This window comes from Flavonifractor sp. An91 (genome assembly GCF_002159225.1).
Classification (GTDB): Bacteria; Bacillota; Clostridia; order Oscillospirales; family Oscillospiraceae; genus Flavonifractor; species Flavonifractor avicola.
In genome coordinates, this window is record NZ_NFHA01000001.1 from 310,238 (window position 1) to 325,662 (window position 15,425).

19 protein-coding genes and 1 pseudogene are annotated in these 15,425 nt (G+C 57.8%); 11 read left to right on the top strand and 9 right to left on the bottom strand.

What is annotated here, in order from left to right:
- Positions 1–3 precede the first annotated feature (3 nt).
- The 11 genes and pseudogenes from B5G42_RS01545 to B5G42_RS01600 all read left to right on the top strand — a co-directional run bounded on the left by B5G42_RS01545 (position 4) and on the right by B5G42_RS01600 (position 7,254).
- Positions 4–330 carry a hypothetical protein gene (locus B5G42_RS01545; protein WP_087266003.1) on the top strand — a complete coding sequence of 109 codons (327 nt, stop codon included), beginning with the start codon at positions 4–6 and terminating at the stop codon, positions 328–330.
- Positions 320–1,048, top strand: coding sequence for a DNA-methyltransferase (locus tag B5G42_RS01550; RefSeq protein WP_087266005.1), 729 nt, complete (start codon positions 320–322; stop codon positions 1,046–1,048). The genes B5G42_RS01545 and B5G42_RS01550 overlap by 11 nt, the downstream gene beginning before the upstream one ends.
- 129 nt (positions 1,049–1,177) lie before the next feature.
- Positions 1,178–1,507 (top strand): DUF6329 domain-containing protein, encoded by a 330-nt coding sequence (locus B5G42_RS01555; RefSeq protein WP_087266007.1) that lies wholly within the window; start codon positions 1,178–1,180, stop codon positions 1,505–1,507.
- A gap of 212 nt (positions 1,508–1,719) precedes the next feature.
- Positions 1,720–2,028 carry a plasmid mobilization protein gene (mobC, locus tag B5G42_RS01560; protein WP_009258923.1) on the top strand — a complete coding sequence of 103 codons (309 nt, stop codon included), beginning with the start codon at positions 1,720–1,722 and terminating at the stop codon, positions 2,026–2,028.
- Positions 2,029–3,441: a relaxase/mobilization nuclease domain-containing protein gene (locus B5G42_RS01565; protein ID WP_087266009.1), complete on the top strand. Its 1,413-nt coding sequence runs from the start codon at positions 2,029–2,031 to the stop codon at positions 3,439–3,441.
- Positions 3,422–4,084 carry a DUF3801 domain-containing protein gene (locus B5G42_RS01570; protein WP_140399767.1) on the top strand — a complete coding sequence of 221 codons (663 nt, stop codon included), beginning with the start codon at positions 3,422–3,424 and terminating at the stop codon, positions 4,082–4,084. The genes B5G42_RS01565 and B5G42_RS01570 overlap by 20 nt, the downstream gene beginning before the upstream one ends.
- Positions 3,993–4,250, top strand: a pseudogene (locus B5G42_RS01575) (TnpV protein); the annotation flags it as partial. The gene B5G42_RS01570 and the pseudogene B5G42_RS01575, both read left to right, overlap by 92 nt.
- A gap of 225 nt (positions 4,251–4,475) precedes the next feature.
- Positions 4,476–4,679 carry a helix-turn-helix domain-containing protein gene (locus B5G42_RS01580; RefSeq protein WP_206406152.1) on the top strand — a complete coding sequence of 68 codons (204 nt, stop codon included), beginning with the start codon at positions 4,476–4,478 and terminating at the stop codon, positions 4,677–4,679.
- 507 nt (positions 4,680–5,186) lie between these two features.
- Entirely contained in the window at positions 5,187–5,516 is a 330-nt protein-coding gene (gene mobC / locus B5G42_RS01590) for a plasmid mobilization protein (protein ID WP_087266015.1), read from the top strand.
- A complete protein-coding gene (locus tag B5G42_RS01595) occupies positions 5,477–6,826 on the top strand; it encodes a relaxase/mobilization nuclease domain-containing protein (protein WP_087266017.1) in 1,350 nt (449 codons plus the stop codon). The genes mobC (B5G42_RS01590) and B5G42_RS01595 overlap by 40 nt, the downstream gene beginning before the upstream one ends.
- Before the next feature lie 92 nt (positions 6,827–6,918).
- Positions 6,919–7,254 (top strand): DUF6050 family protein, encoded by a 336-nt coding sequence (locus tag B5G42_RS01600; protein WP_087266019.1) that lies wholly within the window; start codon positions 6,919–6,921, stop codon positions 7,252–7,254.
- Positions 7,255–7,305: 51 nt separating this feature from the next.
- Here B5G42_RS01600 and B5G42_RS01605 read toward each other — a convergent pair whose 3' ends face one another.
- The 9 genes from B5G42_RS01605 to B5G42_RS01645 form a co-directional block, all read right to left on the bottom strand.
- The gene (locus B5G42_RS01605) at positions 7,306–7,497 is read right to left on the bottom strand and encodes a hypothetical protein (protein WP_087266021.1); all 192 of its coding nucleotides are present in this window, start codon (positions 7,495–7,497) and stop codon (positions 7,306–7,308) included.
- A gap of 15 nt (positions 7,498–7,512) precedes the next feature.
- Positions 7,513–8,172, bottom strand: a complete 660-nt coding sequence (locus tag B5G42_RS01610; RefSeq protein ID WP_164475005.1) for an L-2-amino-thiazoline-4-carboxylic acid hydrolase — start codon at positions 8,170–8,172, stop codon at positions 7,513–7,515.
- Between the two features lie 14 nt (positions 8,173–8,186).
- Positions 8,187–9,002 (bottom strand): class I SAM-dependent methyltransferase, encoded by an 816-nt coding sequence (locus B5G42_RS01615; RefSeq protein WP_087266023.1) that lies wholly within the window; start codon positions 9,000–9,002, stop codon positions 8,187–8,189.
- A gap of 19 nt (positions 9,003–9,021) precedes the next feature.
- Positions 9,022–9,534, bottom strand: a complete 513-nt coding sequence (locus B5G42_RS01620) for a hypothetical protein (RefSeq protein WP_087266025.1) — start codon at positions 9,532–9,534, stop codon at positions 9,022–9,024.
- Positions 9,535–9,915: 381 nt separating this feature from the next.
- Positions 9,916–10,605, bottom strand: coding sequence for a hypothetical protein (locus B5G42_RS01625; protein ID WP_206406153.1), 690 nt, complete (start codon positions 10,603–10,605; stop codon positions 9,916–9,918).
- A gap of 90 nt (positions 10,606–10,695) precedes the next feature.
- Complete coding sequence (locus tag B5G42_RS01630; RefSeq protein ID WP_087236166.1) at positions 10,696–11,055, bottom strand: metal-dependent transcriptional regulator; 360 nt, start codon at positions 11,053–11,055, stop codon at positions 10,696–10,698.
- Between the two features lie 98 nt (positions 11,056–11,153).
- Complete coding sequence (locus B5G42_RS01635) at positions 11,154–12,899, bottom strand: ABC transporter ATP-binding protein (RefSeq protein WP_087266027.1); 1,746 nt, start codon at positions 12,897–12,899, stop codon at positions 11,154–11,156.
- Between the two features lie 16 nt (positions 12,900–12,915).
- On the bottom strand, positions 12,916–14,709 hold the full coding sequence (locus B5G42_RS01640; RefSeq protein ID WP_087266029.1) for an ABC transporter ATP-binding protein: 1,794 nt from the start codon (positions 14,707–14,709) through the stop codon (positions 12,916–12,918).
- A 59-nt stretch (positions 14,710–14,768) separates the two neighbouring features.
- Positions 14,769–15,386 carry a TetR/AcrR family transcriptional regulator gene (locus B5G42_RS01645; protein ID WP_087266031.1) on the bottom strand — a complete coding sequence of 206 codons (618 nt, stop codon included), beginning with the start codon at positions 15,384–15,386 and terminating at the stop codon, positions 14,769–14,771.
- Positions 15,387–15,425: the final 39 nt, after the last annotated feature.

Here is a 15,425-nt window from a genome sequence, read left to right on the forward strand (position 1 = left end):
GTGATGGTGGACAACATTCCGCCAGAAGAACTGGAGATCGAATTATCAGGCAGGCAGATCGAGCAGTTAGATGCGATTGACAATGCCGTTTACCAAACGATCCTCACCTTCCTCAACAAGACGGAAGATGAATTTCCCTGGGATATGCATTATATAGGCGAAGTAGCGGATGCCATCGAAGGAACACTGCTGGATCTCGGCCAGCGGGTCCACCGGCCTGCAATCATAACGGAAAAAGACGGAACAGTGCATTTGGAAGAATATCAGGAACCTGTACTGCAAACACCCAAAAAGAATAAGAAGAAGGAGAAACCTGCCTATGAGCGATAACCCCCAGTGGGAAATCATCCAAGGCGACGCGCTGAAGGTGCTGTCCGGCTTTGCGCCTGGGACCTTCGACGCGGTGATCACAGACCCGCCCTACGCATCCGGCGGGCGCACCCAGGCGGAAAAGAACAAGTCCACGGCCAAGAAATACTCCAACATGGGCGACCATGCTCCGCCGCCCTTTGACGGGGACGCCAAGGACCAGCGGTCATGGACGCGCTGGGCGGCGGAGTGGCTGTACGACGCCAGAAAAATCTGTAAGCCCGGCGCCCCGGTGTGTATGTTCATCGACTGGCGGCAGCTTCCCGCAGCTACGGACGCCCTCCAGTGGGCTGGCTGGATCTGGCGCGGCACCGCCGTCTGGGACAAGGGCAACAGCCGGCCCCAGAAGGGACGCTTCCGCCAGCAGGCGGAGTACATCGTCTGGGGATCCAACGGGGACATGCCCATCAGCCGGCCTGTGCCCTGCCTGCCCGGCGTGTTCAAGTACGGCAACCCCCAGAACCGCATCCACCTGACGGAAAAGCCCCTGCAACTTATGCGGGACATCGTGAAGATCACCGAGCCGGGCGGACGGATCCTGGACCCCTTTGCCGGCAGCGGCACCACGGTGCTGGCCGCTGTGCTGGAGGGCTACTCCGCCATCGGCATCGAAGTCACGGACGCCTATGCCGCACTGGCCAGAGGCCGGATCCGCCAGGCGCTGGAGGACGTCCAATGACACGCCCTTGCTTTTCAACCGTGGACGGCAAGGACGTCCAATGACACGCCCTGCCATTGAAGGGAGGTCTGCACCATAGCAAAAGAGCAGCAAGCACGATTTTTCAGAAAGGCGGCTTCTGTTGCTGATTTGCAAAACGACACCCCGATCATCAAGACCGCGCCTTTTACGGTGGTGCGGGAGATCATCCTGCCGGAATCCAAATACCGCCGCTTTCAAGCGGACCTGCTGGCCGAGGCCCCTTTCATCGCCGCAAGGACCCAGCTCACCGGGTACAGCGAGAAGTTCGGCCGCTTCCGCTGCCTGCTGGTCACCGCCCGCAGGCGGCAGGACGGCATCCTCGTTGACAGCGAAGGTTACACCTACGCCCGCTATGCGGCGTATGTGCGGGACAAGCGCGAACTGGATCTGGCCGGCGTCCCGCGGGATAACCTGGACTTCAAGGCCCATGAGCGGTGAGCATTTTTCTTTTCCGCAGGAGAGGGAATTGAAATCCACCTACCGCTTGAAAATGGCCGCGCCCTGCGCGGCGAGGCCACCGCCGCCTTCGGCGGCGATGGCGCAAGCATAGCGCAAAGATATCTTTTGCGCGCTTGCAGGGGGGATCCCCCTGGCCCCAATGCCGCCTGCAGGCGGAAAATTGCCGGCTGTGAGCCGTGGAAGGAGTGAGCATGCAGAAGAAATACGAGATTTGCCTACGGCTGTCCCAAGAGGAAAAAACGCTGCTGGAGAACAGCGCCCGATGTTGCGGCCTTTCCAAAACCGCCTACCTCCGGCGCCTCATTCTGGGGGCGGAGGTTCGCGCGCTCCCTTCTCAGGAGATCAAAGCCCTCCGCACGGAGATCCATCATATCGGCAACAATATCAATCAAATCGCCCGCAGTGTCAATGCTGGAATTGCCAAACCGGACGATGCCAAACACGGGCTGTATATGCTGGATCGTGTCTATGAACTCATGTACCAAGTGGCGAAAAAGTAAATGGCTGTTACAAAAGTTCTTGCCAGGAAAGGTCGTCTGGATGTCGGCATCCACTATGTGCTCAATGGCGATAAGACTAACGAACAGATTCTTACAGCCTATCTGAATTGCGATCCCGGCCACGCATGCAGGCAGATGCTGGATACGAAACGTGCAATGGGCAAAACAGACGGCGTCCAGTATTATCACATCATCCAGTCCTTCAAGCCCGGCGAGGTCACCCCGGAGCTGGCGCTGGAGATCGCCAGGGAGTTCGCGGCAGAGCATCTGCCCGGCTACCAGGCGGTCATCGGCGTCCATGTGGACAAGGAGCACATCCATGCCCATACCATCTTCAATTCCGTGAATGCGGATACCGGCGAGAAGTACCACAGCAATGCCCGCAGTTACTACAGCCAGATTCGCGCCATCTCAGACCGGCTGTGCCGGGAACATGGCCTGTCCGTCATCATGGAGGGAAAAGCAGATAAGGCCGTCAGCTACATTGAGTGGCTGCGGCAGAGCAGGGGCCAGCCCACCTTCCGGGCAATGCTGGAGGCGGATCTGCGGGAGGCCATAGAGGACGCCAACGACATCGGCCACTTCTTCCTCATCATGGAGCACAAGGGGTATGAGATAAAGCATGGCACCCGTCTCAGTTTCCGCCTACGGGGCCAAGATCGGTTCATGGTACCGGGCCGAAAAAACCCGCTGTTCACCGAGGACGGCATCCGCGCCGCTATCGAGGGGAACCTCACCGCCATCGAGGCGGGCACGCGCCCTGCCATCATCTACCGGCCCCGGTATGAGCCGTACCGCAGGCGCCACCCCCAGAAGTACACCGGATTTATGGCCCTGTACGTCCACTACCTCTATCTGCTGGGCAAGGCCGGGCAGCGGCAGTACCCGCCGAAGATGACGCCCCATCTCAGGCGGGAGATCATGAAGTTTGAGAGCTACAAGGAACAATTCGCCTTCCTGCGGGCGCATGGCGTCTCCACGGCAGAGGACCTGCAGGCCGTCCGCGCCCGCGCAGAGGAAACGCTGGCCAGCCTCAACAAGCAGCGCACCATCCTCAACGTGCGGAAGAAGAAACGGCGGGCACTCTACGACGCCCTCTCCGACGCGGAGGCCCTCGCCCCGGCAAAGGACTGCTATGAGTCCGGCATGCCCGGCATGGAGGAACCCTTCGCCCGCTACATGGACGCCGTCTCCGCGCTGGAGCAGTGTGGGATCCATAGGGAGCAGCTCATGGCGGAAAAGGCGGAGTTGTACCGGCAGTTGGCGGACGTCAACCGTGAGATCCGGCAGGCACGGAAGGAGATTTCCCTGTGCGAAACCATTGAACGGAACCGGCCCCAGATGGAACACGACATCCATGTGGCCGAGGCCAAGGCAAAGGAGGTGGAACGAGATGAATATCGGAGGCGGTGAGGCTGCGGACCAGCTGGTCCGCATGCTGCTCTCCGGCGGAGAGGTGGCCGTCCGGCTGGGCGGTTCGGCAGCCAAGAACCTGCTGGCCATGTCGCTGGCCTTAGCAAAAAACCACAAGAAGATCAGCGGCAAGGTCCGCATGGGCAAAATGCTGCAGCAGACACGGGATCTGCGGGTATTCCCCATGACGCAGGAGGAATACCGGGAGTTCAGGCACAAGGCGCGGGAACCGAAATTGCTCTATGCGGCCATCCAAAACTCCAGAGATCCCAATGACCACCAAAGCATGGTAGATGTTGTCATGCCGGCCACAGAGGTGGAACGGGCCAACTTGGTGTTCCAGAAGATGATGTACCAGCAGCCGGAGGCCCCCCAGAAGGAGCAGCCGGAACGGGAGCGGCAACCGGAGAAGGAACCTGGAACGCCAAAAAAAGATTCCCGGTCGGGACGCGCCTCGCGCGATACCAGCACCAGCTCTCCTATGCACGCCGGGAGCGCGGCGAGGACGACGAGTGATGAGCGGCCCTCCGTTGAGGGCCGCCTGCAGGGCTATGCGACAACGCTATCTGAAGGAACACCGGCCCGGCCTTTACAGCAGCTTGATTTTAAGCGAAAAGCTGTACCCGCACCTGTTGGAGATTGACCGGGCGGCGCGGGAACGGATGGACGCCATGCTGCCCCGTATGATGGAGGCGGCAGGTGTGACTGAGGAACTGAAAGCCCATGATCCCATGCGCTGGGTAGGGCTGATGAACGAATTAAAGGCGCAGGTAGATGAGATCATACTACATGAACTTATCTGCTGTTGATATCTCAAAGCTCAAGAGAAGCCGCACGCAAGTAATTGCCTCTGCGTTTCTGTTTGAACTAAAACAGTTGGTTCGGTGAGTTGGCCAATACGAAACATCGAAGCCAGCAAATAGCAGCCAAACGATAATAGGCTTTTGCAACTGAACATAACATTTTTTGTTTGCAGTGGTTGGTGGAACTTCTAGAAGCCCAAGGTTATAATGGTCTAAGGAGGTGTGAAAAGTATGAAAACGCTGAAAAGTAATATTGCCCGCAATTTAACCACATTGCGGCAGCTTAATAAATACTCCCAAGAAGATGTGGCCGAGCAGATTGGCGTTTCCCGTCAAGCTGTGGCAAAATGGGAATCTGGCGAGTCTGTGCCGGATATTGTAAACTGTGACGCACTGGCACAGCTATATACTAACAGCATGTTCACCCTTCATTAAGTTCCACGAAATGCCGTCATTTAAGCAAAAAATAATATGAAGAAATGTTTCATTATTACTACCTTGCACATTCACATCAGATGAATAGCACATTTGCCAGTCAGAAAGTACGACTCCTTGCTTTGTCGTTGTTTGAGTAATCCTCCCCGTCCCCATTTCTGATGGCACGTTCATAGAGCAAGTCCTCGGAGAATTTGCAATCATTTCGCTATATAATTTATCGAGAAAATTGTTATCTTTTATCATATCAACACCCACTTTAGCGAGTTGGTTAGTTTATGCTAACCATGATACAACTTTTTTGCTCTCCAGTCAAGATATGGCCAAAATGCGGTCTCCGAATTGTAGTATTAGTAGAGGGTAAATACGAGGGAAGGGTTACGGTAGCAAGCACAGCAAGCGAGTACCCGCTTGCGAATTTTGTGTTTAGGGGGACCCCTGCCCCTAAACGCAAAATTGCTTGCTGGGATAATCCCAGACCCTTATGAGAAACGGAGGCGAAGCGGAATGGTAAACAGAAAGCGGAACATCCAGATGAAGTTCTGGGTGACGGAGGAGGAGAAGCGGCTCATTGACGAGAAGATGGCGCAGCTCCCCACAAAGCGGTATGAGGCATATCTGCGGAAGATGGCGATTGACGGATACATCATTCAGGTGGACACCACCGACATCAAGGAGATGACAAAGGCCCTGGGCTCCATCGGCCGGAACATCAATCAAATCGCCAGGCGGGTGAACGCCGGCGGTCCAACCTATCAAGCCGATATGGAGGAGATCCTGGAGAGATTGGAGCAGATATGGCAGTTACAAAGACGCATCCTATTAAGTCAATGCTGAAAGCGGCCATCGACTATATCTGCAATCCAGACAAGACGGACGGGAAGCTGCTGGTGTCCTCCTTCGGCTGCACCGTGGAGACCGCCGATATTGAATTTGCATGGACCCGCCGCCATGCCATCGACAAGGGCACGAACCTGGGCCGGCACCTCATCCAGGCGTTTGAGCCTGGGGAGGTCACGCCGGAGGAGGCCCACCGGATCGGCATGGAGCTGGCGCGGGAGGTCCTGGGGGGAAAATATGAGTTTGTCCTCACCACCCACATAGACAGGGATCACGTCCATAACCACCTGATTTTCAATGCGGTCAGTTTCCAGGATCACCGGCACTACCACTCCAATAAGCGGAGCTACCATGAGATCCGCCGCACCAGCGACCGAATCTGCAAGGAGCATGGCCTGTCCGTCATCGTCCCAGGCCGGGACAAGGGCAAGAGCTACATCGAACACCAGGCGGAACAGAACGGCACCAGCTACAAGGCGAAGCTGCGCTCCGCCATCGACCGGCTCCTGCCCGGCTGCGCCGGCCTGGAGGACCTGCTCCGCCGCCTTCAGCGGGAAGGGTACGAACTGAAACGGGGCAAGTACATCTCCGCCAGGGCACCGGGCCAGGAGCGGTTCACCCGATTGAAGGCCCTGGGCGCCGACTACGCAGAGGAGGCCCTGACCGCCCGGATCGCCGGCAGGCCCAGCCCCTCCCGCCAGCCGAAGCAGCGCACCGGGAAGCCCAGCCTGCTCATCGACATCCAGAACAATATCAAGGCCCAACAGAGCGCCGGTTACAAGCATTGGGCAACCATCGAGAACTTGAAGCGGGCGGCGGAAACGCTGAACTTCCTGACGGAGCATGGCATTGGAAGTTTAGAGGAACTGTCCGAGCGGTGCGATGGGGCAGCGGCCGCCACCGACAGAGTAAAGGCGGATCTCCGGGCCACTGAAAAGGAAATGGAGCGGCTGACCCTCACCATGAAGCACGCCGCCACCTATCGCCAGCTCCGTCCCCTGTATGACCAATACCGCCAGTCCAGGGACAAGGAGAAATTTCTCCGGGGACATGAGAGTGAGATCATCCTGTTCGAGGCGGCAGCAAGGGAACTGAAACGGTTGAACGCTGTACCCCTGCCCGCCGCCCAGCGGCTCCGTGCCGAAATGGATGAACTCACCGCCAGAAGGATCGCACTGCAATCGGAATATCGAAAAGCCCAGCGGGAGGAGCGGGAGTATGACACCCTTCGCCAGAATGTGGAAGCCTTGCTGGAAAAGCCGAGAGAGGCGGAACCGCAGAGGCAGCGGAGCAACGAATTGGAATAGGGGCGGTTGTGCGCTTTTCCAGACTTTTCAAAAGCCCCTGGGCTTGTTTGGATTTTGCCTGTATAATGGTGATATGAATGGAGGTGGCGCAAATGACGAGGACCGAGGCCATCAAGGATTTTTTCAAGAAGGCAGTTTTGCCCGTTGCCATCGCCGGGCTTCTGTACTGCATTTTCAAATCCGCCTGTATGAGGAATGGGGAGCTGGATCTTCTCTGGCTCTGGATACTCTGCGGCCTGCCCTTCGGCATCCATCGGATGTGCGTCTGGATCGTGCCGGGTGGCGGCTCCCTGGGCGGCGGCGCCGCGCTGTTCATACTGAACTTCATCATTGGTGGTCTCATCGGGGGCCTTGTTCTGGTGTGGCGCCTGCTGGTGGCGGTATGGTATGTGCCCCTCACCATCTACCGACTGATCGTGGGGCATTAAAATGGAATAATGGTATAGGAAAGCCGGCTGGAATTAACCAGCCGGCTTTCCTCATGGTGTCCGCTCCAGAATAAATTTTGTCACAAGGCCGACGTGCTGCTCCAATCTTACCATCAGAGCCAGATGGCCGCCGGCCAGGTCAGTGATCACCGTGGGACTCGGCATCAAGGCAATCAGGTCCTCCCGGCAGGCCGGGAGGAAGGTGGCGGCGAGATAGGCCCGGCGAAACTCCGCAAGCGTCATCAAATCTTCCTCTTTCTATTTTCCCTGCCGTTCTTTGTCCCAACGGGAACCCTTTTTGCAGATATAAAAGTCACAACAGTCTCCGCCGGTAGCCAGTGTTTTGGTACGGTAGAGCCGCCCACCCATCCAGTCGACGGACATCGTGTCCAGAGCGCATAGATAGGGAACCAGATGAGGAAGGCCCTCCTGTCGGCCCAAGGCACACAGACCGCACTGGTGGTAAAGGATCGTATATTCCTCTGCATCCCGGCCGAAGATGACCTCGGCATTCCACTGAAAGGGGTTCCTATCTGCATCCGCCAAAGATGCAGTCGCTGCTCGCTTATATTGAGCCTTCAAAGTAAATGCAGTCTTGGCTTTGCCCCGGAAGGCAGCCACAACCAGAGGAGAACGCATACTGGCACTTACCATGCCCTCAAAGCGCTTTTCACTCATTTTTTCTTCTGCCGCCTTATAGATAGACAGCCATAGAATTCCACCAGTCAGGCAGACCCGCAACGGGTTTTCCATCATGGAGCCAATATCCGGGGTACGGGATACCATTTGCCGGTAAATCTGCTTAGAGAGCTGCTTCAACGCAGAAATATCCCATCCCAACTCCTGCCTTGCCAGATACCGAAATGCGGCAGGAGCGATGGCAGCCCACATCAGCCTTTCACAATATGTATAGGTCATGACAAACCTCCGTCTTACTTCCGCCCCACCAGCATCCGGGAGTCGCCCAGCATCATCATGCCCGCCCGCCGGCGGGAGCCGAAGGCCTCCTGGGCCGTGTCGATGAGCTGCACATTCTCATATCCCATGTCCCGCAGCTCCTGGGCGAAGGCCTCCATGTCCCCGTACATGCGGGGCTTCATCTCATCGTTGAGGGCGAACACGCCGCCCTTTTTCAGCACCCGCAGGGTCTCCAGCAGCAACGCCCGCTTGTCTGCGCCCATGATGTTGTGATAGACATAGTTGCTCACCACGGCGTCGAAACTCTCGTCCGGGAAGTCCAGCTTGTTGGCGTCCCCATGCTGGAACCGGCACCGGGAGCCAACGCCCTCACTGGCGGCATTTTTCTCGCACATAGCCTGGTTGTAGCCGAAGTCCGCGCCCCAATAGTCAATGCCCGTTACTTTTGCCTCCGGCCACATCAGGGCCGCCCGGATTGACAGCGGCCCGGAGCCGCAGCCCACTTCCAGAAGCTGCCCCTGCCCGTCAAAATCCAGATGGGAGAGGACAACCATGTGGGTCCGATCCATCATACCGCCGCCTCCAAAGGCATATTGACGCCGTATCCAGGCGCACCACAGGAGCAGCACCAGCAGGATCGCTGCGGCAATCACGAACACCACACCAAGCGCCGTGATATGGAACACCGCAAAGGACAGCACCGCCAGTACCACAGACAGCGCCAAAAGGCCACCCATCACATAGAAAACAGGGTTTGACATCCAGCTCCCGTAATTCTCCCCATGCGTCCCAAGGCGAATCTCTTTTTGCTGGACTTGATTTTGCTTCATTTGAACCATCTCCTTATTATCATATTTTTTGCAACAGCAGACACAATCCCGCCTGGGCCGCCGCCATGAGCGGGCACAGCAAGAGCGGCCACTGAAGCAGATGCTCCGGCAGAGCGTAGCCCTTCATCCAGACTTTGAACGCATAGCCGGGGTGCCCTTCGGTTCCTGGGATGACAAAGTGGGGTTTTGCTTTTTTCTGTATCAGCCAGAGGTCCAGAAAAAACAGGTCGCAGACATTGACGATCATCCACTGGATATACCCCGTCAGGGCCAGACGCCAGAATCCTGTTGTGCCGCCCTCCGCAGTGCTGGCCGCGCCATAAAGTAGGAGGGGCAGCAATTCTCCAAAGCAGATCCAAAGCCAGTAAAAATGATTTTCGGCATTTGTCGGCGGTTCTTTCGCCGCCTTGATGATGGCGGGCGGATAGCAGGGAAACATCAACCGGGGCTTATACAGTGCCACCGCCGCGGCGAACAGGTTAAAATAGGCCGCCATGGCGAGCCCGTCCAGGATGGTGCGCGTCCAGTTCATATACATCCCCTTTCACTTGTAAGCAAATCAATAGGTTAGCAATAACTAACCTGTATGTTCAGTATATCTTATCCCGCATGAAAAAGCAATGCACCATTGATGCCATCCTGCAATTTTGCGCTATGGAAATGTGGAAAACGGCCGCTCCGCCGATGGAAAGCAGACATTCACGGCCCGATGGAGTTATTTTACAACAAAAGCCACTCTTGTTGTAAAGAAAACCACCAGCAAAGCTGGTGGTTCCAAAAAGTTTTAGCTATGCCCGGAATAAAATATCCGAGCGAGGCGAGGAACACAACAAAACGATAGGATAGGATTCTGATGGTTTAGAAAGTAGGGAAAAGAAGCACCCTACCGCTATTTCAATAGCAGTAGGGCACCTCATGCGAGCGAAAATATTTCGATGAGCCTGTAGGTTTGGCAGGCAAAAGGCCCTAAGGGGTCCTGTGCAAACCACCGGCACGGCCGGTGGTTATGATTATGGTTGCAATGCATACCATAATGTTTCAGGGAGGACTCGCCGCTTTTAGTGGCGAGTCCTCCCTTTGCTCTGGGCGGTTTGAGGTGATACCCTTGTGCGGCCGGACCTTTATGTTTCAGGATCTTTTCCTTTTTCGGCGTGTACTCGAAATACTGGAAGGAGATGGCCCGCTGTTCGTGGATCGCCGTCTGGATGGCGTCGATGGCGTAGTACACGGCCTCGTTGTCCGGCTTGGCCGTGCCGTCCATGTAGACGGGGCGGTTCAGGAGCGCGGCGTTGTGCCGGCTTGTGAGGTGGCCCAACTTCTCGATGAGGGCGGCGCTTTTCTTCTCCGTGATGAGGTGGGAGGACTCCACGGCGTCCACCAGCAGTTTCAGTTCCGGCAGCTCCAGCAGCCGGGAGCCGATAAAGTAACGGTTCTGCGTGCTTTTGATGCAGATGATGTCCAACCCAAATTCCATGAGCAGCTGGATATCGCTGTAGACGTTTTTCCGGTTGGCCTGGATGCCATGAGTCTCCCAAAAATGGAGAATATCTGCGCCAGTTGCGTAGTGGTGCTCATCGGTCTGCTCCAGGAGAAGTTGCAGCAATAGGAGAATTCGGGAGCGCGGAGCGTTTTGCATATTGGTCATCCTCAATTTCAAAGACACTCTTGGTGGAATGAGTTCAATCTCCACAGATTACATGAGTTGTTTCTTTAATTTTTGGAAACTCTCGTCGCTGATTACGTGCTCAATGCGGCAGGCGTCCCGCTCGGCTGTCTCGGGTGCTACGCCAGCAGCGATCAGGCGCTCAGTAAAAAAGCGGTGCTTTTCATAGATCTGTTCCGCTACTTCCCGGCCAATGTCGGTCAGGTGCAGGAAGTAGTCCCCGTCCATCGTCAGAAAGCCTCCGTCCCGCAGGGTCGCCACCGCATGGCACACGCTGGGCTTGGATACATCCAAATGCCGGGCGACATCCACGGAGCGCACCATGCCCGCTTTCTTGTGGAGGACAAGGATAGCCTCCAGGTAATCTTCTCCCGATGCATGAAGTTTCATCATTACCTCCTAGCCGCTGATTTTTGTGGTGCAAAGGACTTTTCTAATGCACCAATGCAATTTCTGTAAATAATAATATCTTTATGATACAATGCTACTCATCTGTTCAGCCGCCACTGGGCGCTCTCGCTCTGAAGTTCCACCATGCGGTGGTAGAGGCCTCCCTGCTCCATCAGCTCCGCCGGTGTGCCTTGCTGGGCCACATGGCCGTCCTCCAGCACCACGATGTGGTCGGCCCCCGCCACGGTACGCATTCGGTGGGCGATGACCAGCACCGTCTTGCCCTGAAGCAGGCGGGACAGGGCCTCCTGCACCTTCGTCTCATTCTCCACGTCCAGGCTGGCGGTGGCCTCGTCCAGCAGGACGATGGGGGCGTCCTTCAGCAGGGCCCGGGCGATGGAAATCCGCTGCCTCTCCCCGCCGGAGAGTTTCGTTCCGTTCTCCCCGATGGGCGTGTCGTAGCCCTGGGGCAGACGGCTGACGAACTCGTCGCAGTTGGCAGCCCTGGCAGCGGCACGTACCTCTTCGTCCGTTGCGCCCCGCTTGCCAAGGCGGATGTTCTCCAGTACCGTGTCATCAAAAAGTACCACGTCCTGGAATACCATGGAGTAGTCGGTGAGCAGCACCTCCGGGTCCACGGTGGCGATGTCCACGCCGCCCACCCGGATAGTCCCTTCGGTGGCATCCCACAGCCGGGCGGCCAGGCGGGCGCAGGTGCTCTTTCCAGAGCCGGAGGGCCCTACCAGAGCCGTGACTTCTCCCTCTTTGGCAGTGAAACTCACGTCCCGGAGCACCTGCTTTTTGTCGTAGGCAAAGCCCACATGGTCGAAGACGATGTCGTGGCCCTGTGGCTGGAAGGTCTCCACTCCTTTGGCGATGGGGGTTTCGTAGATCTCGTTGATGCGGTCGGCAGACACCTGGGAGACAAACATCTCCGCGATAAGGGCCAGGCTCTGGTCGAAGGGAGCGTATACCCGGGTAATGACCAGCAGGAACAGGAACAGCACCATGAAGTCGATCTGCCCCGAGAGGATCAGGCTGGCTCCCGTTAGGATGGTGGTGGCCACCCCCAGGCGCATGATGACGCTAGCGGCGTTGACGAACAATCCGGTGGTGAGTTCGCCCCGGATGGTGACTTTTTCGTGCTGGTCGATCTTCTCATAGAGGCTGGCCAGATACCGCTCCTCCTGGTTGGCGGCCCGGATCTCCCGGACGTTCTCCAGCGCCTCCTGAATGCCGTCGGAGACCCGAAGGGCAGCTTTCTTTGTGACCTCGGAACTCCGAGCCGCGATTTTCCGGCTGCCGAACAGCAGCCCAAAGGCCACCGGCACACCCCAAAGGCAGGCGATCATCAGCCGCCAGTCGTAGAAGAGCAGGCACAGGGCGATGATGGCAGTGGAGATGTAGGCCCCGTACAGGTATCCCAGCACATGGCTCCACACGTGCTCCATCCGGTTTACGTCCCCCATGATGGTTTCAGTTAAGTCCGCCAGGTCCCGCTTACCGAAGTAGCCCAGGGGCAACTTCCGCAGCCGCTCCGCCAGGCGCAGGCGGGTGGTCTTGACCTCACCGTACACCAGGCCGTAGGTGGCCCGGTACTGCTGCAGGTGGGTCACAAAGGACAGCAGGACGAACCCCACGGTCAGGACTGCCGGCAGCGCCGCCCCCGGCAGGGGCGCGCCGTCCGTCAGGGTGCCCATAAAGCCCCCCATCAGCAGGTAAAGGATGCCCATGCCGCCCATGACCACCAGGTTGGTGACGACGGTCCAGAACGCGCCGCTTTTGGTGTTTTTCAGGCCCTGGTCGGTCAGGGCGTATTTGCGCTGAAACGCTTTGCTGAACATTTCCCTTCCCCCTTTCTCACCGTTCGCTGGTGATCTTCCACTGGACCGCCCGGTTGTAGTCCGCCCACATCCTGGCATACAGCCCGCCGGCGGCAGTCAACTCCTCGTGCGTGCCCTGTTCCACTATGCGCCCCTGGTCCATGACGAGGATCCTGTCCGCCCCCACCACGGTGGACAGGCGGTGGGCGATCATGATGACCGTGCGGCCCTTCGTCAGTTGGGCAAAGGCCTTCTGAATCAGGGCCTCGTTCTCCGGGTCGGCAAAGGCGGTGGCCTCGTCCAGCACCACGATGGGGGCGTCTTTCAAGATGGCCCTGGCCAGGGCCACCCGCTGCTGCTCTCCGCCGGAGAGGTAGGTGCCCTCTGTACCGATCACAGTGTCCATGCCCTTTGGCAGCTTTTCCAGAATGTCTCCGCACTGGGCGGCCATGAGGGCGGCGAGCACCTGCTCCCGGGTGGCCTCTGGCCTTGCGGCCCGGACGTTCTCCAGGATGGAGGTCTTGAACAGCCGGCTGTTCTGGAACACAAAGGCAATCTGATCCATGAGCGCGTGGGGGTCCATGTCCCGCACATCCACGCCGCCCACAAGCACCGCGCCGGAGGACACGTCCCAGAACCGGGGGATCAGGCTGGCGGCGGTGGTTTTGCCGCCGCCGGAGGGGCCCACCAGGGCCACGGTCTGTCCCGGCTCTACTGTAAAAGACACATGGCTGAGAGCGGGCGTCTCTGCCCCGTCGTAGGTGAAGCTCACGTCCCGGAACTCTACCCGGCTGCCCTGAGGCGCCCTGGGGCGCTCTGGTGCTTTCAGCTCCGGGGCCTCCATGACCATGCGGATGCGGCCCAGGGCGGTGCTGGCCAGCATGATGCCGGAGGAGGCGAACATGATCCGTGCCAGCGCCGTGGAGATGATGGCGGAGAACACCGCGTAAAAGGCAAAGTCGGTCAAGAATCCAGCGAAACTCCCGGCGACCAGGGCCCCTGGAGCCAGGAACAGGGCCGCCGGCACCAGGAACATGAAGGCACCCTCGGTAACGGTCAGGTTGATGGACTGGGGCACCCGGCACACGTCCGCCTGATAGCGCTCGGCCTTGGTGCTGTACTCCTCAATAGCCTGCTGGAAGGCTTTGAAGGAGTAGACCGTCTGCTGGAAGATCTTCACCACCGGGATACCCCGGACATACTCGGTGCCGGCCTTGGTCATTCGATCCTGGGCCGCCTGGTACTCCGCCATGAACTGAGCGTTCTTGCCGCCCATCATGGCGAACATGCTGAGGATGGAGATTACCGCTGCCAGCAAGCAGGCGCAGCCCATCCGCCAGTCGAAGACGAACATCAGCACCAGCATGGCTATAAACAGGACGATAGTGCCCACGATGTCCGCCAGATTGTGGGCCAGCAGGGTCTCGGTATCGGCCGCCGCCGCGTCCAGCCGGCCGCGGATCAGGCCGGAGGCGTTGGCGTCGAACCAGCCCAGAGGGGCGTTCATTACATGTGCTACACCCCGCTTTCGGATGTTGGCCGCTGTGCGGAAGGCCGCCAGATGGGTACACATGAGTCCTCCAAAGTATAGCACAATGCCGCCGAACGCTGTTCCAAAGGCGACCCACCCGTACCGTGCGACGGTCTGTGCCTGCGTCCAGTCGGGCGCCACAGCAATCAGATCCCGAGCCGCCAGCCAGATACAGAGGTAGGGCGCCATACTCAATAGCATGGACAACGCCGACAGGCCGAGACCCAAGAAGGTTAGCCCCCTGTGGCTCCCCGCATAATTCAGCAGGGCCGCTATATCGCTCTTTTTCTTCTGCTTCATGGAAAAAACCTCCTTCTAAAAGTTAGCAAAAACTAACTATTACCCCAAAAAGACAGGCGTTATCCCCCCATCAATTTTATCCATCCCGCGGTGTAGAAGTCCCGCAGCTGATCTACGTCTCGAAGAGCTTGCTCTCGGGGCATATCATGGACCACGATCTCGAAGATGCCGCTAAACATTCCGCTGGCAATAATATGGCACAGCGAGTGATCCAGCACCGGGATATTTCGTCCAAGACGACGGAGCACCTCCATGTATCGGAGCGTATACTCGACCTCGACTTCCACCATGTTGTGGACAAAATGCTCATAGCCGGTACCCTCCGAGCGGCACAGGAGCAGCTTCACCGGCTCCCGGTGGGCACAGATGTAGTTTACCATCCAGTGGACGCAGTCGCTGGACTCCACCCCCATGTGGTTAGGCTGCTGCTCTTCAGGCAGTTCGGCAAAGGTGGTCTGGGCCTCCATGAACCGGCCCATCAGCGCCTTGGCGTGAGGCTCCACGATAGAGGCAAACAACGCCTCTTTGCTGGAGAAGTAGCCGTAGAAAGCCCCGGTAGTCACCCCGGCGTTCTTCACGATCTGCCGCAGGGAGGCCCCCAGAAAGCCCTTGTCCAGAAACTCCGTCATGGCTGCTTCTTGGATCTTTTCCAATGTGGTAGTAGATTTTTCTTCCATGGAGCATCTCCTTATAACATTGTTATATATCAATGTTAT

Bases quoted from the DNA above. Each gene is read 5' to 3' on its own strand.
- B5G42_RS01580 (WP_206406152.1), top strand. From the start codon at position 4,476: ATGAAAACGCTGAAAAGTAATATTGCCCGCAATTTAACCACATTGCGG.
- B5G42_RS01615 (WP_087266023.1), bottom strand. From the start codon at position 9,002: ATGAAGCAAAATCAAGTCCAGCAAAAAGAGATTCGCCTTGGGACGCAT.
- B5G42_RS01565 (WP_087266009.1), top strand. From the start codon at position 2,029: ATGGCTGTTACAAAAGTTCTTGCCAGGAAAGGTCGTCTGGATGTCGGC.
- B5G42_RS01645 (WP_087266031.1), bottom strand. From the start codon at position 15,386: ATGGAAGAAAAATCTACTACCACATTGGAAAAGATCCAAGAAGCAGCC.
- B5G42_RS01610 (WP_164475005.1), bottom strand. From the start codon at position 8,172: ATGACCTATACATATTGTGAAAGGCTGATGTGGGCTGCCATCGCTCCT.
- B5G42_RS01605 (WP_087266021.1), bottom strand. From the start codon at position 7,497: ATGACGCTTGCGGAGTTTCGCCGGGCCTATCTCGCCGCCACCTTCCTC.
- mobC (WP_009258923.1), top strand. From the start codon at position 1,720: ATGCAGAAGAAATACGAGATTTGCCTACGGCTGTCCCAAGAGGAAAAA.
- B5G42_RS01635 (WP_087266027.1), bottom strand. From the start codon at position 12,899: ATGTTCAGCAAAGCGTTTCAGCGCAAATACGCCCTGACCGACCAGGGC.
- mobC (WP_087266015.1), top strand. From the start codon at position 5,187: ATGGTAAACAGAAAGCGGAACATCCAGATGAAGTTCTGGGTGACGGAG.
- B5G42_RS01595 (WP_087266017.1), top strand. From the start codon at position 5,477: ATGGCAGTTACAAAGACGCATCCTATTAAGTCAATGCTGAAAGCGGCC.
- B5G42_RS01550 (WP_087266005.1), top strand. From the start codon at position 320: ATGAGCGATAACCCCCAGTGGGAAATCATCCAAGGCGACGCGCTGAAG.
- B5G42_RS01630 (WP_087236166.1), bottom strand. From the start codon at position 11,055: ATGAAACTTCATGCATCGGGAGAAGATTACCTGGAGGCTATCCTTGTC.
- B5G42_RS01640 (WP_087266029.1), bottom strand. From the start codon at position 14,709: ATGAAGCAGAAGAAAAAGAGCGATATAGCGGCCCTGCTGAATTATGCG.
- B5G42_RS01600 (WP_087266019.1), top strand. From the start codon at position 6,919: ATGACGAGGACCGAGGCCATCAAGGATTTTTTCAAGAAGGCAGTTTTG.
- B5G42_RS01570 (WP_140399767.1), top strand. From the start codon at position 3,422: ATGAATATCGGAGGCGGTGAGGCTGCGGACCAGCTGGTCCGCATGCTG.
- B5G42_RS01545 (WP_087266003.1), top strand. From the start codon at position 4: ATGGTGGACAACATTCCGCCAGAAGAACTGGAGATCGAATTATCAGGC.
- B5G42_RS01620 (WP_087266025.1), bottom strand. From the start codon at position 9,534: ATGAACTGGACGCGCACCATCCTGGACGGGCTCGCCATGGCGGCCTAT.